Genomic DNA, 13486 nt, shown 5'->3' on the forward strand with positions numbered 1-13486 from the left:
GTACGTTGCAGCTGAAACCGCCGGGAGCTTTACGGCAGGCGTCTAGGCTGTGGCGCATGACTGGGGTGAAGTCGTAACAAGGTAACTGTACCGGAAGGTGCGGTTGGATCACCTCCTTTCTACAGGTCACGTCTATCAAACCAGATGCGTTCAACAGCGCCCCGGAGCTTATGGCTCCGGGGCGCTTTCTTGTTGCTGCTTGCTGGTGGTGTAACTGTTTTCCTCGCCTCAGTGGCCAAGGAAGGGGCAGGTGCTTCGCTGTTCTTGCCACGCGGGCCGCTGCACCACGAAGTTCGGTTTCAGCTCTGTATCGTCGTACTGTTCGTGCCAGACCGGGGTGGTGGCGGGTGAGAGGGGCGGAATGAGCCACGACCAGCGGCCAGTGGCGGTGCGCCCTGCCTGCGCTTCCAGCTCCACAAAGTGCTGGAACTGCCGGGTGACGCTGTGATGGTCAGCGATGCGCACGCCCGCCGCGTCGAAGGAGTGCAGCACGGCCACATTCAGTTCCACCAGGGCGCGGTCCAGCCATAGCGAGCGGCGCCAGGTGGTGTCCAGCTCCAGCGCCTGCGCCACGGCGGGCAGCAGGTTGTAGCGCCCTTCGTCGGCCAGATTGCGTGCGGCAATTTCGGTCTGCAGATACCAGCCGTTAAAGGGCGCGCAGGCGAAGGCCTGGCCCGCCACCTCCAGCGTCATGTTGCTGATCACCGGCAGGGCGTGCCAGCGCAGCCCCAGGGCGCCAATGCCTGGGCAATCGGGGTGGGTGATGGGTACCTCGTACACTGCGTCTGCGGGCAACTCGAACAGGGTGACCTGTCCCTGCGCCTCGATCGCCAGCGGCAGCACGTCAAAGGGAGTACCCGGCCCCCCAGCCCAGCCCAGGCGCTGCAGGTACTGGGTCAGGGCCACGTTTTGCGGATCGCCCCGCACCGTGCCGTCGGGCTGGCGGTAGCCGGCGTAACGGATTAGCTGGTCGTTGTGCAGGCGCACGCCGGGCCCAAACACGCTGATGATCGGCAGAATCCGCCCCCCGTTCAGCGCCGCGCGCAGATGGCCACACAGGTGGGCAAACACCTCTGGCGCGGTCGTCACGTGCCGCAGGTCCCGCACCTGCAAGCTGGCCCAGGGCAGCCGCCCCACACAGCGCGTGCTGTGGCGCCACGCCATGCGCGCGCCGTGGGTCAGCTCGGCGGTACTGAGAGCCAGATGGCCGGCGCGCACCGCCTCCTGGCGGCGCTGGGCCAGGCCGGGCGTCCCTGTTTCCGTGTGATAGGCCTTCAGAAAGGCCAGCGCCTCCTGCAGCTTGTGCTGTGGGACGGCGTCAGGCAGGCGGGGCGCAGGCATCCTGCCCATGCTGCCCGCCCCACGGGCCGAAAATGTCCCTGAACGCGGGAGGCAGGGCAGTGGGGGCTCTTTCGCCAAGGTCATGGGGACAGGCTTCTTGCCGTCGAAGATGACAGACAGGCTCTGCCCCGTGTCCTGCAGCGTTATCTCTTCTTACGGAAGCCAGCGGCGGCGACCGCACTCCGGTAGCGTGGAAGGGCGCATGGGAAAGAACGAGATGAGGCCAGGAACCACACGCAGGCGGCAGCCGTGACGGACCACACGGAGGTGCTGGCCCTGCAGCAGCGTGTTCAGGCCCTGGAGGCCGAGGTGCAGACTGCTCAGCAGGCCGCCCGGGTCCTGTTTGCTGAGGCCCCGACCCCCTATCTGCTGCTGGGCGCGCAGGGCCGGATTCGGGACGTCAACGCGGTGGCGTGTGGCCTGCTGGACCGGGCCCCCCAGGCGCTGCTGGAGCGGCCACTGGCCCAGTTCCTGACGCCTGCCTCGCAGGGGTCGCTGGACACCCTGCTGGCCCAGGCCGCCCGCAGTGGTCTGCGGCACTGGGGCGAGGTGCAGGTGCTGCAACCCGACGACACCCCCCTGGACGTGCTGCTGGAGGTGAATGCCCAGGCCGCTGCCGATCAGCCCTGGCAGTTCCGGGTGGTCCTGACCGAGATCACCGCCTACAAACGGGCGCACGCCCAGCTGCTGGACGAGGTGGCCGATCAGCAGGGGCGCATAGAGGCCCACGCCACGCGGATGCGCCTGCTGAACCAGGAACTGGGGCAGGTGATGAAGGTCTTTTTGAAGGAGCTGCATCTGCCCCTGGCGCGCGCCCTGAACTTTCTGGCGCTGGCCCGGCGCATGGGCCAGGAGTCGCCAGTGGGCGGTTCTCCCCTGGCCGCCGCCGAGCAGGCGGTGCAGCAGTTGCTGGCCCTTGCCGCCTCCATTGAGCGCTATCTGCGCATGCGCGATATGCGGATTCGCCTGCACACGGTCAATCTGAACACCGTGCTGCAGGAGGTTCTCAAGAAGCTGCAGCCCTCGCTGCTGGACCGGGACGTGCGGATCACCGCCGATCCCCTGCCCACTGTGCAGGCCGACGCCCGGGCGCTGTTCCTGATTCTGGACGAGTACCTTGCCAACGCGGTGAAGTTCACCAAGCAGCGCGAGCAGGCGCGCATTCACGTGGTGGTGCAGGAACAGGATGGCGAATACTTCATTGGCGTGCAGGACAACGGCGCCGGGTTCAACATGCGCCAGAAGGACAAGCTGTTTCAGCTCTTTGGCCGCCTGCACTCCTCGCAGACCTTTGAGGGCACCGGCGTGGGCCTGATGACCGTCAGCCGCTGCTGCCAGCGCTTTGGGGCGCGTGCCTGGGCCGAAGGCAAGGTGGACCAGGGCGCGACGTTCTGGTTCGCGTGGCCCAAAGTGCCGCGCGTGCTGGATTGAGAGGGGAGAGCGGGGTGGTGATTGCCTCTCCAGTCACCTAGATCCCTAAAGCACATAACCCCCCGGCCTTGGTCGGGGGGTTACTCTGGCGCGCCCTGGAGGACTCGAACCTCCGACCGACCGCTTAGAAGGCGGTTGCTCTATCCAACTGAGCTAAGGGCGCAGACGGTGAAGGCTCCCGCGCGGGGAGCCCTCTGTTCTGGAGCGGGATCACGGATTCGAACCGAGGCCAGAAGCTTGGAAGGCTGCTGTGCTACCACTACACCAATCCCGCTGGGGGGTGCGCGCGTCAGGGGGCGAACTCTATGGTCGAGGCGACAGGATTCGAACCTGCGACCCCTTGGTCCCAAACCAAGTGCGCTACCGGCCTGCGCTACGCCTCGATAGAGCCCACGTACGCGCGCCCGCGCACTATAGCAAAGTCTGTGCCCCCCGTGCAGGCGCTATGCTGCGTGGTCGTGAGTGAAGGCGTGGCCCGCGTGAAAACCTACCTGGACCTGGTGAAGTTCGAGCACACGGTGTTCGCGCTGCCCTTCGCCTACGCGGGCATGTTGCTGGCCAGCATGCAGACGCGCGGCACCGGCTGGCCAGGCTGGGAGGTGCTGCTGTGGGTCACGGTGGCGATGGCCTCGGCGCGCACGGCGGCGATGGGCGCCAACCGGGTGATTGACCGCTACATTGACGCCCGCAACCCCCGCACCGCCGGCCGCGAGGTGCCCAGCGGCAAGGTCAGGCCGGCCCAGGCCTGGGCGCTGGTGCTGGTCAGCCTCGTGATCATGGCCTTTGCCGCCGCGCAACTGAATCCGCTGTGTCTGGCCCTCATGCCGCTGGCCGTGGTGTTCCTGATCGGCTACCCCTACACCAAACGCTTCACGTGGCTGTGCCACGCGTGGCTGGGCGTGACCGACGGCGCGGCGGCGGCGGGCGGCTGGATTGCAGTCACGGGCGAATTTGCGCCGCCCGCCTGGGTGCTTTGGGCGGTGGTGATCTTCTGGATGATCGGCCTGGACGTGATTTACGCTACCATGGACCGCGACTTTGACGTCGCCAACGGTATCCGCAGTATTCCGGCGCGCTTCGGAATTCCGCGCGCCCTGCGGATTGCCGCCATGAGCCACGGCCTCACCTTTGCCCTGCTGCTGCTGGTGGGCTGGGTCACGGACGCCAGCGGGTGGTACTACCTCGCGGCGTGCGTGATGGGCGGCATTCTGCTGTTCGAGCACCGCATCGTGAACCCCAACGATCTGGCGCGGGTGAACGTGGCGTTTTTCGACGCCAACATGTGGCTGGCCCTGACCATGCTGGCGGGCGTAGTGGTGGACGTGACGTGGCGCACCCTGACCTGAAGGTGCCCCTGCCCCCAGAGGCCGCTGCCGCCTTTGCCGAGGGCGACGAGCGCCGCGCAGCGACCCTGCTGGCCCGCGCCCGCGACGCCCAGCCCCCGGGTTCGGTGGCGTGGGCGCAACTGGAGCGCCTCTACGGACTGGTGCTGATTCATGTGCAGCGCGAGGTGGAGGGCACCTTTGCCCTGGAACGGGCCGACGCCGTGCTGGACGCGGCGGGCGCCGCGCGGCCGGATCTGGGCTGGCTGGGGCCGGCCTCTTCGATAGAATCGCGGGAATGGTAAAGCGGCCAGCAGCACTTGCCCGGAGATGGTGGGGCCCACGCCAGGGAGCGCGCGCGTGACCCTGGAGACCTCGGAGCGGGAATTCACGGCGCGCTTTGCGCCCCACGCGGCCAGCGGCGTGCTGTACCCCCAGCGCGAGGGCAGCCCGCTGCTGGAGTTTGCGGCGGGCGGGCGGGTGCTGTACCTCTTTGACCGCAGCGGGCCCTACGCCACGCGCCCCGGCCCCGCCCAGGTGGTGGTGCATGGCGTGCTGGACCCTACAGGCACTGCGGTGCTGGACGAGACGGCGGAGGAGAGCTTGCAGGTGGTAGGCGTCTCGGCCGTGGAAGGTCGGGGGCGGGTGCTGGCCGTGGAACGCGGCGTGCTGGTGGTCTATGCGCGGCTGCCCCTGGTGCTGGCGACCCTGGGCCTCCCCCTGGAGGCCCGGCCCGGCGACACCCTGGCGTTCCGGACCCAGCCTCCCCTCCACGGCTTCCTGGTCGCGCAGCCCTGAAGACCGTGGGGCCGTGGATAGGCACCTCAGTCTGGGATGCAAATGAATTGGAGCAAGGGAGAAGGTAGGCGGCCAGTTGGCTCCAGTGGCGATCTGGTCCTGCGGCTGCTGAGCAGGATGGAAGCCGCATGAGTGGGGGCCACGGGTGTAGCCCATAACAGCTCGAGCAGCTCTTTAAAAGAGAAAAGCCCTCATGAGAGGCTCACCGCAAGCCCGAGCAGCAGGTTGTTGAGGAGCCTCTGCCCATTTCCACTTACTTAACTGCTGTCAGCGGCCTTCTGCCGTCCTACCCTTGCTCCAGATTCGAGATGTGAGGTTTTGTATATCCTGGACACTTCAACATTGATTTAATTTGATCTTTCTTTCCTGCTCATCTTCAGGCATGATGAGGGCCGCTGCCTTATGCCTGACCTTCTGCTCCCCCTTCCCGGTCCCCAGGACGACACCGTCTCTGCTTGCTTCGTGCTGGTGGACCTGGTGGGCAGCACGGCCATGGCCCAGGCCCTGCCGCTGCCCAGCTACATGGCGCTGATGCAGGACTTTGTGCAGCTGATGGTGCTGAGCTTTGAAGCGCGCGGCGGGCAGGTGCTGCAGCACCAGGGCGACGCGGTGCTGGCGTGGTGGCCCGCGCAGCACGCCGCGCAGGCCTGCACGGCGGCGCAGGACGCCCACGGCCGCGCCGCGCGCCTGCATGTGGCCGCACAGCTGGGGCAGCAGCTGCGCCTGCGTGCGGGCGTGTCGGTGGGGCCGGTGCTGATGGGCATGGTGGGCGGGCAGCTCAGCGCGTACGGGCTGCCGGTGAACTACGCCAAGCGCCTGTGCGACGCCGCCCGGCCCGGCGACACCCTGATCTGCGACGAGGTGCGCCGCCGCCTGCCCGAGCACCTGACCTGGCCCTGCGCCCCACTGGCCCTGCAGGGCTTTGGCAGCGACTGTATGGCTCACCATCTGCTGTCCGAAACCGCAGACGACGCGCGCATGAAAGTTGATTAAGCACGCGGGGGGGCTTCTCATGAGAACGCTCCCTAGACTGGCCGCATGGAACGCAAGCCACTGGTGCTGGTCATCGAGGACGAAAAGGATATTGCGCGGTTTATCGAACTCGAACTGGCAGCCGAAGGCTACGCCACGGAAGTGGCCTTTGATGGTGTGACCGGCCTTTCGAAATTCCGGGAAGTCAACCCCGACCTTGTCATTCTGGATCTCATGCTGCCGGTGCTCGACGGCCTGGAAGTGGCCCGGCGCATTCGCAAAACGAGCAACACACCCATCATCATCCTGACGGCCAAGGACGGCATTCAGGACAAGGTGGAGGGCCTGGATTCCGGCGCCGACGACTACCTGATCAAGCCTTTTTCTATTGAGGAGCTGCTGGCGCGGGTGCGCGCCCACCTGCGGCGCGTGAACCCGGCCGTGACCGGCGAGGTGCGCGTGGCTGATCTGGTGATGAACCTGGACGGCCGCGAGATTTTCCGGGGCGGGCGCCGCGTGGAACTCTCGGCCAAGGAGTTCGAACTGCTGGAACTGCTGGCCCGCAACCCCGGCAAGGTCTTTTCCCGCTTTGAAATTGAGGAAAAAGTCTGGCCCGAATACACCGGCGGCAGCAACGTGGTGGACGTGTACATTGGCTACCTGCGGCGCAAGCTGGAAGAGGGCGGCGAGCGTCGCCTGATTCATACGGTGCGTGGCGTGGGCTACGTGCTGCGCGAGGAATAAGCCGGCCGCAGACGTGGGTGCAGAGGCGCGCGAAGAGCTGTAGGGCAGTAAAAAAGGTCGGGGGGTCAAGGCGTCCAGGGGTCGAGTTGGGCGCCCCTGACGCCTCGACCTTTTGGCGATGGGTCGGCCGGCTTCCAGGGCTGAACGGGAGGGACCTCCTGCCATGCCCTGTCCCTCCAGTGCCTCAACCGCGCCGGATCTCATGGCGGGCGCCGCTACACTGCAGCCCATGAGTGCCGCCCCTGCCCGGAGCCGCGCGTGACCCTGCGCTGGCGCCTGACCCTGTTTTACACGGCGCTGCTGGCCTTTTTGCTGACGGCGGTGGGGTTGATCACCCTGTACCTGATGCGCGCCAATCTGATCGGTGGTCTGGACCGTGAACTGGACGCCACCTACCGGCAGTTTGTGTCGTATGTGATCAACCCGCTCAAGCCGAACGAACCGCGTCTGCCACTGGACCGCCTGCAGCGCACCGCCCGCGAACGCACGGGGGACCCGGAAATCAGCCAGGCCAAGCTGCTGGCCCGCTTTTACTTTCCCGATTCCAGTCTGGCGCTGGAAAACCTGTCGTTCTACACGCGGCAGTCGCTGATTGATGACCTGGCGGGCGCGCGAACGCCGGATGACCGCGCAAAGCTGTTCCGCACCATCGAGACCCTGCGCAGCGGCACCCGGCGGTCGCTGGCGGTGGATGTGGCCCGGCCCATCACCCTGTCCAGGGAGGAACTGGAGCAGCTGATCAACTCGGTGGATGGGCGCCTGACGCTGAACCGCACCGTGTACGTCTCGGCCAACAGTGAGCCGGTGCCCATGCGCCTGCTGGTGGTGCTGGGCCCGCTGAAGCCGCCTGCCCCGAAGCCTGACCCCGGATCTGCAGAGGACGCCCCCAAAGTCGCTGCTGAAGAGGACGCCGCAGCCCCCCAGGCCAGCCCGGGCGACTTGCTGGGTGGGGGCAGCCTCAGCACCTACCGCCTGGACGCCCCCGAGGACGAGAGCGTGAGTCTGGTGTACGTGGCGCGCGACCTGCGCACCGTGGAGGGCCTGCTCAATCAGCTGGAAAAGGTGCTGCTGCTGCTGTTCATCACGGGGCTGCTGACCGCTGGCACCGGGGCCTACGCGCTGGCCGGGCAGGCGCTGCAACCCCTGCGCCGGGTGCAGCGCGCCGCCGAGCGCATTGGCGGCCAGAACCTCACCGAGCGCGTGCCCGTGCCGCAGACAGGCGACGAGGTGGAATCGCTGGCGATGGCCCTGAACGCTATGCTGGGGCGCCTGGAAGGCAGCTTTGAGGCCCAGCGCCGCTTTACCAGCGACGCCAGCCACGAACTGCGCACGCCAGTGACCGCCATCAGCGGTCACGCCAGCTACCTGCTGCGCCGCACCAACCCCAGCGGGCAACAGGCCGAGAGCCTGCGCATCATCCAGCGCGAATCCGAGCGGCTGACCAACCTGATTGCCAGTCTGCTGCAGCTGGCCCGCTCGGACAGCGGGGCGCTGGCGATTACCCGCGAGCCCATCCTGGCCGCGCTGTTCCTGTTTGAAATCACCCAGGAACTCGCGCCGCTGGCCCAGGCCCAGGGCACCGCCCTGCGCACCGAAGGCGAGGACGTGACTTTTGAGGGCGACCCTGACCGCCTGAAACAGGTCCTGATTAATCTGGTGAGCAACGCCCTGAAGGCCGGTGCCCAGACGATTACCCTGCGCAGCGCCCGCCTGGGCGACGAGGTGCGCCTGAGCGTGCAGGACGACGGCCCCGGGATTCCCGCTGACCAGCTTGAGCGCCTCTTTGACCGCTTTTACCGCCTGGAAGACAGCCGCAGCCGCGACCAGGGCGGCGCCGGCCTGGGCCTGAGCATTGCCCGGGGCATCGTGGACGCCCACGGCGGCCGCATCTGGCTGGAGAGCGAGGTGGGCGCTGGCACCACCGCCCACGTGCAGCTGCCCATCGGCAACGTGCCGGAGCTGGGGGAAGAGGACGTGCCGTAGGGGGCAGATGGTCAATGGCGAATGGCCGATGGCCAAAGGCAGTTGAGCCATCTGCTCTTCGCCATCGGCCATCCGCCTTTCTTACCCCAGCATCAGCGCGTGGAATTCCTCCATGATGCTCTCGGCGTCGGCGGTGGTGCGGGCCACGACGAAAATGGTGTCTTCGCCGGCGATGGTGCCCACGATGTCGTCGCGGCGCACGCGGTCGAGCAGCAGGGCCACGCCGCTGGCATGGCCTTCGGCGGTGCGGATCACCAGCATGTTCTCGCCCCGGTCCACATCGTGCACGAAGTTCTGAAAGAGGCGGGCGAGTTCTTCCTCGGCGCCGGTGTGGCCTGCGGTCTGGGCCAGGGCGTAGCGGTGGCGGCCCTTGCCCACCGGCAGGCGCACCAGCCGCAGCTCGTTGATGTCGCGGCTGACGGTGGCCTGGGTGACCCGGATGCCCTCGGCGCGCAGGCGCTCCACCAGTTCGCCCTGCGTGCTCACGCTTTCGCGCGCGATGATGTCCTGAATGCGTTTCTGCCGCTGGTCCTTGCTGAGCGCCCCTGCCATTGCTCACATGCTATGAATATTCACGTCTTTATGCAATCGGGGCCTGGGGTGTGGGGGGCGGCAGGAGGCGGGCGGCTTCCGTCAGCAGTTCCTCGGCCACTGCACGCTTGCTCATGCGGGGCCACGCGTCATGGGTGCCGTCGGGGCGCACCAGGGTCACCTCGTTGTCGTCGCCGCCAAAGGCCGTGCCCGCCTGGGTGGGGTAATTCAGCAGGATGAAGTCGGCGTTCTTGCGCGCCGCTTTCTGGGCCGCGCGCTCCACGCCCGCGTGCGTTTCCATCGCAAAGCCCACCAGCACCCGCCCGCCCTTGTTCTGCCCCAACTCGGCCAGAATGTCCGGGTTGGGCGTGAGGTGAAGGGTCACGTCGCCCGCCACCTTGGCCTGCTTTTCCCCGCTGGGGGCGGCGGCGCGGTAGTCGGCCACGGCGGCCGTCATGACGACGAGGTCGGCGTTCTGGGCGGCCTGCAGCACCGCCCCCCGCAATTCCAGCGCCGATTCGATGCGCACCACCGTCAGGCCCTGGGGGTTGGGGAGGTTCACCGGGCCAGTCACCAGCGTCACCTGGGCCCCCCGGTCCCGGGCGGCCTCGGCCACGGCAAAGCCCATCTTGCCGCTGCTGGGGTTGCTGATAAAGCGTACGGGGTCGAGGTATTCGCGGGTGGGACCAGCGGAGACGACCACGCGGCGGCCCGCGAGGTCGTGGGTCGAGGGGTCGAGGGGTCGAGGGGTCGAGGCAGACTCTCTCGACCCTTCGACCTCTCGACTTCTCGACGGCTGCGCCTGCCCCACCAAGTCCATCACCGCCGCCGCAATATCTTCCGGCTCGCTCATGCGTCCCACGCCGGTCCCCTCGCCGCGTGTGCCAAAGGCGCCCACCTCGGGGCCCAGGAAGCTGTGGCCCCAGGCGCGCAGCTGCCCGGCATTGGCCTGCACGGCCGGGTGGGTCCACATCGCCTCGTTCATGGCGGGCACCCAGAGGATGGGCGCGCGCACGCTGAGCAGCGTTGCCAGGGCCAGGTCGTTCGCGTGGCCATGCGCGGCCCCCGCCAGCAGTTCGGCCGAGGCGCCCACCACCACCGCCGCGTCCACCTTGGCGTACCCCAGGTGCAGGGCGTCGGGCCGGGGCTCAAACCAGTGCTCGTCGGTGCCCACCGGGCCGTCGGCGGCGGTGCTCAGCGACAGTTCCGTGATGAAGTGCAGCGCGGCGCGCGTGGCGATCACCCGCACCTGCGCGCCCTGTTCCCGCAGCCGCCGCAGCACCGAGGGCGCCTTGACAGCGGCCATAGAGCCCCCCACGATGACCAGCACGGTTGGCTTGGCGTCTTTGCTCACAGGGGAGAGTGTAGCGGGAAGGGGGGAAAGGCCATGAGCCATGGGCTTTGGGCCATGAGGGAAAGGCCCATCAGCAACAGCAGGGGCGTGACGTATTCCCCCTGCCTTTGCCTTTTCCCCAGAGCTCATGGCTCATGGCCCATGGCCCAAAGCCCTTTTACCCTTCGCGCTGGCCGGTCACCCAGTAGCGCACGCGCTCGGCAATGTTCTCCATGTGGTCGCCCACGCGCTCCAGGCTGCGGCCCACCCGCATCAGCATCAGGGCCTTGGAGATGTTGCGGGGGTCTTCGAGCATGTACGTCACCAGTTCGCGCTGGATCTGCTCGTACAGGTCGTCCACCTCGTCGTCCATCTGCACGGTGGCCTCGGCGCGGGTCACGTCGCGGTCGGCAATGGCGGTGCGCAGGTTCTGGCTCATCTCGCCCAGGCGGTCGAGCATGCGGGCCAGGTTCACGTAGCGCTTCAGGGCCGGGGCCTGGGCCAGCTCGGCGCCGTCTTCGGCCACGTGCACCACGTAGTCGCCCATGCGCTCAATGTCACTGAGGCTTTTGAGGATCAGGGCCACCATGCGCAGGTCGCGCGCCACCGGCTGGTGCAGGGCGATAATCCGCAGGCATTCGGCCTCAATCTGGGCCTCCTGGGCGTCCACCTCGCGGTCCAGGGCCTTGACTTCAGCGAGACGCTCCACGTTTTCGCGCAGCAGCACGTCGCCCGCCACGGGCAACATGCGCTCAACGGTACCAAGCATATTCAGGGCGCCGTTCAGGACGGCGCGCAGATCGTTTTCCAGGGCTTCACGCATGGGAACTCCTCGGGAGGGGGCGGGGCAGCGGGGCCCGGGGGCCCCTGGCGCCTTTATGAGAGCGAAGCTAGCACCCGGGCGCCGGGCGGGGTGTCAGGGCGGTGTCAGCCACCCCCCATTACAACCCGCCCACCCCAGGCAACGTAAAGCAAAAAGCGTTGGCCTCGGCGCGGCGCTCGGCCCAGGCCTGCCCACCCCAGCCGTGCACAATCGAGCGCACGATGTAGAGCCCCATTCCACTGCCCTGCCCGGTGGCGCTGGGCCCGCGCGTGTGGGCCCCAAACAGACTCTCGGCGTCCAGGATCGGCTCGCCCCGGTCCAGCACGCTGACCTCCACCCAGGTGCCACGTTCAAAGGTCAGCACCTCAATGGGCTGGCCGGGCGGGCCGTACTTCAGGGCGTTTTCAATCAGGTTCAGCAGCACCTGCAGCAGTTTGTCGGGGTCGGCGCGCACCAGGAAGTCCTGCCCAAAGCGCAGGCTGGCCCGCCGGGTGTTCAGTTCGGCCGAGAGAAGGCGTTCGGCGCGGGCAAAAGCTTCGGTCAGCGGCAGGGTGCGCGCCCGGGTGGGCCGGAAGCCCACCGCGAGGTCTTCGACCAGCCGGGCCAGCCGCTCGGTTTCCTGTAGGCCCTGGCGCACGAAATTCTGCGACAGGTCGCGCGGCATGTCGTATTCCAGGGCTTCAAGCACCCCGCGCAGGGCGGCCACAGGCGTGCGGAACTCGTGGGACAGCACGGCGGTGGCCTCGCGCAGCTCGGCCTCACGGCGGCGGTGGTCGGTCACGTCCTCCACGATCAGGGCGCCGCACTCGCCGTCGCGGCTGGCCTGGCAGCGCAGGGTGCGGCCCGAGACCTCCAGTTCCAGTTCGCCGCCGCGTTCCAGCAGGGTTTCCAGGGTGTGGCGCCGCACCACCTCCAGCACCGGGCGGCCCTGGGCACGTTCCTGGGGCACCCCCCACAGGCGCGAAGCCGCGGCGTTCACCCGGGTCACCAGCCCTGCCCGGGTCAGCAGCACCGCCTGGGGCAGCGCGTCCATCCAGCGGTCACTGGGCGGGGCGGCTGGGGCGCTGCCTGGACCGGGGGCCGGGCCAGAGTCAGTGCCGGTCATGGGGCCTCCGTCCAGGGGCGCATGCGGTAGCCCTTGCCGCGCACCGTTTCCAGAAAGCCGGGCTTGCTGGGGTCATCCCCCAGGTGGGCGCGCAGCTGCGTGATGTGCTGGTCTACCGTGCGCTCGCCGCCCAGAAAGTCGGCGCCCCACACGCGGTCAAGCAGCTCCGTGCGCGAATAGACCCGGCCCACGTGCTGCGTGAGAAAGGCCAGCAGGTCAAATTCGCGCCGCGTGAGGTTCAGGCGTTTGCCCCCCACGCGGGCCTCGGCGGCGCCCACATCCACGCTGAGGGGGCCGTTGGTCATCAGGGGCGGCACCTCGGGCTGGGTGCGGCGCAGCAGGGCGCGCACCCGGGCCACCAGTTCAGCCGCCGAGAAGGGCTTGGTCAGGTAGTCGTCGGCGCCGGATTCCAGGCCCTCCACCCGCTCGGCCTCGGCGGCCCGGGCGGTGAGCATCAGCACCGGGAGCTTGCGCAGTTCGGTGTTGCCGCGCACCCGGCGCAGAAAGCTCAGGCCGCTCTCGCCCGGCAGCATCCAGTCCAGCACCAGGGCGTCGGCACCCACCAGGGCGCCCTCGGCCCCTGCCACCGAATCCAGGGCCGTGACCCGCAGCCCAGCCCGCTCCAGGTGGAAGCGCAGGACATCGCGCACCGTTCCCTCGTCCTCGATGACAACGACGTGGCTCATTGGTTTCCATTCTGACGGGCAACGTCAGGCGGATGTCAGGGGGGCAGAGGGTCTAAGGGTCTAAGAGGCAAAGGGTCTAAGGGGCAGCGGGGGGCGTTAACAGGGGGAGGGTCGAGGGGTCGAGGCGTCCAGGGGCCGAGAGCAAGCGGAGCTGATCGCCTGCGACACCGACGATGACGACGGGCAAGAAGGCGAGGGGGCGGGAGTAAAGAGCCGCTGGGCGCCAGAGTGGAGCCTCTGCTTTTCTTGACCCCTCGACCAGAGGGCGGCCCCACCCCACCCGGCGCGCCCTGTACCTCGCCCCCTTCGCCCCCCGTCCCCCTCGCCCGGCCTCCTGTCCTTCCCGGCCTGCCCCCCGGTGCGTTACGCTGCTCTGGCCAAGCGCAGCCTCCACGGGCCGCGCGGCCGTGGCCGGGA

At 68.0% G+C, this 13486-nt stretch carries 13 protein-coding genes, 3 tRNA genes and 1 rRNA gene; 8 read left to right on the forward strand and 9 right to left on the reverse strand.

Annotated elements, in window-relative coordinates; translation table 11 throughout:
• Positions 1–119, forward strand: a 16S ribosomal RNA gene (locus tag KMW22_RS12870); the annotation flags it as partial.
• Between the two features lie 109 nt (positions 120–228).
• Here the strand turns inward: KMW22_RS12870 and KMW22_RS12875 are convergent.
• Positions 229–1341 carry a nitric oxide synthase oxygenase gene (locus KMW22_RS12875; RefSeq protein ID WP_221090458.1) on the reverse strand — a complete coding sequence of 371 codons (1113 nt, stop codon included), beginning with the start codon at positions 1339–1341 and terminating at the stop codon, positions 229–231.
• Positions 1342–1590: 249 nt separating this feature from the next.
• Here KMW22_RS12875 and KMW22_RS12880 point away from each other — a divergent pair, with 249 nt between their 5' ends.
• Positions 1591–2772: a sensor histidine kinase gene (locus KMW22_RS12880; protein WP_328774694.1), complete on the forward strand. Its 1182-nt coding sequence runs from the start codon at positions 1591–1593 to the stop codon at positions 2770–2772.
• A gap of 86 nt (positions 2773–2858) precedes the next feature.
• On the opposite strand, the gene KMW22_RS12885 is transcribed toward KMW22_RS12880, so the two are convergent.
• The 3 genes from KMW22_RS12885 to KMW22_RS12895 form a co-directional block, all read right to left on the reverse strand.
• Positions 2859–2935: transfer RNA gene (locus KMW22_RS12885), tRNA-Arg, on the reverse strand.
• A gap of 37 nt (positions 2936–2972) precedes the next feature.
• A tRNA-Gly gene (locus KMW22_RS12890) sits at positions 2973–3046 on the reverse strand.
• A 32-nt stretch (positions 3047–3078) separates the two neighbouring features.
• A tRNA-Pro gene (locus KMW22_RS12895) sits at positions 3079–3155 on the reverse strand.
• Positions 3156–3230: 75 nt separating this feature from the next.
• On the opposite strand from KMW22_RS12895, the gene mqnP reads away from it, so the two are divergent.
• The 6 genes from mqnP to KMW22_RS12925 all read left to right on the forward strand — a co-directional run bounded on the left by mqnP (position 3231) and on the right by KMW22_RS12925 (position 8591).
• Positions 3231–4118, forward strand: a complete 888-nt coding sequence (mqnP, locus tag KMW22_RS12900) for a menaquinone biosynthesis prenyltransferase MqnP (RefSeq protein WP_328774695.1) — start codon at positions 3231–3233, stop codon at positions 4116–4118.
• Positions 4100–4399: a hypothetical protein gene (locus KMW22_RS12905; RefSeq protein WP_221090459.1), complete on the forward strand. Its 300-nt coding sequence runs from the start codon at positions 4100–4102 to the stop codon at positions 4397–4399. The genes mqnP and KMW22_RS12905 overlap by 19 nt, the downstream gene beginning before the upstream one ends.
• Positions 4400–4454: 55 nt before the next feature.
• Positions 4455–4892, forward strand: coding sequence for a hypothetical protein (locus KMW22_RS12910; RefSeq protein WP_328774696.1), 438 nt, complete (start codon positions 4455–4457; stop codon positions 4890–4892).
• 402 nt (positions 4893–5294) lie between these two features.
• Entirely contained in the window at positions 5295–5885 is a 591-nt protein-coding gene (locus KMW22_RS12915; protein ID WP_221090461.1) for an adenylate/guanylate cyclase domain-containing protein, read from the forward strand.
• Positions 5886–5930: 45 nt separating this feature from the next.
• Positions 5931–6608 (forward strand): response regulator transcription factor, encoded by a 678-nt coding sequence (locus tag KMW22_RS12920; RefSeq protein WP_010887388.1) that lies wholly within the window; start codon positions 5931–5933, stop codon positions 6606–6608.
• Between the two features lie 258 nt (positions 6609–6866).
• Positions 6867–8591 carry a sensor histidine kinase gene (locus tag KMW22_RS12925; protein WP_328774697.1) on the forward strand — a complete coding sequence of 575 codons (1725 nt, stop codon included), beginning with the start codon at positions 6867–6869 and terminating at the stop codon, positions 8589–8591.
• Positions 8592–8672: 81 nt separating this feature from the next.
• Here KMW22_RS12925 and argR read toward each other — a convergent pair whose 3' ends face one another.
• The 5 genes from argR to KMW22_RS12950 all read right to left on the reverse strand — a co-directional run bounded on the left by argR (position 8673) and on the right by KMW22_RS12950 (position 13069).
• A complete protein-coding gene (argR, locus tag KMW22_RS12930; protein ID WP_221090462.1) occupies positions 8673–9143 on the reverse strand; it encodes an arginine repressor in 471 nt (156 codons plus the stop codon).
• A gap of 28 nt (positions 9144–9171) precedes the next feature.
• Positions 9172–10428: a bifunctional phosphopantothenoylcysteine decarboxylase/phosphopantothenate synthase gene (locus KMW22_RS12935; protein ID WP_235692939.1), complete on the reverse strand. Its 1257-nt coding sequence runs from the start codon at positions 10426–10428 to the stop codon at positions 9172–9174.
• Positions 10429–10633: 205 nt separating this feature from the next.
• Positions 10634–11278, reverse strand: a complete 645-nt coding sequence (gene phoU, locus KMW22_RS12940) for a phosphate signaling complex protein PhoU (RefSeq protein ID WP_221090464.1) — start codon at positions 11276–11278, stop codon at positions 10634–10636.
• A gap of 118 nt (positions 11279–11396) precedes the next feature.
• Positions 11397–12383, reverse strand: coding sequence for a sensor histidine kinase (locus tag KMW22_RS12945; RefSeq protein ID WP_221090465.1), 987 nt, complete (start codon positions 12381–12383; stop codon positions 11397–11399).
• Positions 12380–13069: a winged helix-turn-helix domain-containing protein gene (locus KMW22_RS12950; RefSeq protein ID WP_221090466.1), complete on the reverse strand. Its 690-nt coding sequence runs from the start codon at positions 13067–13069 to the stop codon at positions 12380–12382. Before KMW22_RS12950 ends, KMW22_RS12945 begins: the two co-directional genes overlap by 4 nt.
• Positions 13070–13486: the final 417 nt, after the last annotated feature.

Source organism: Deinococcus aquaedulcis, assembly GCF_019693445.1.
Lineage (GTDB): Bacteria > Deinococcota > Deinococci > Deinococcales > Deinococcaceae > Deinococcus > Deinococcus aquaedulcis.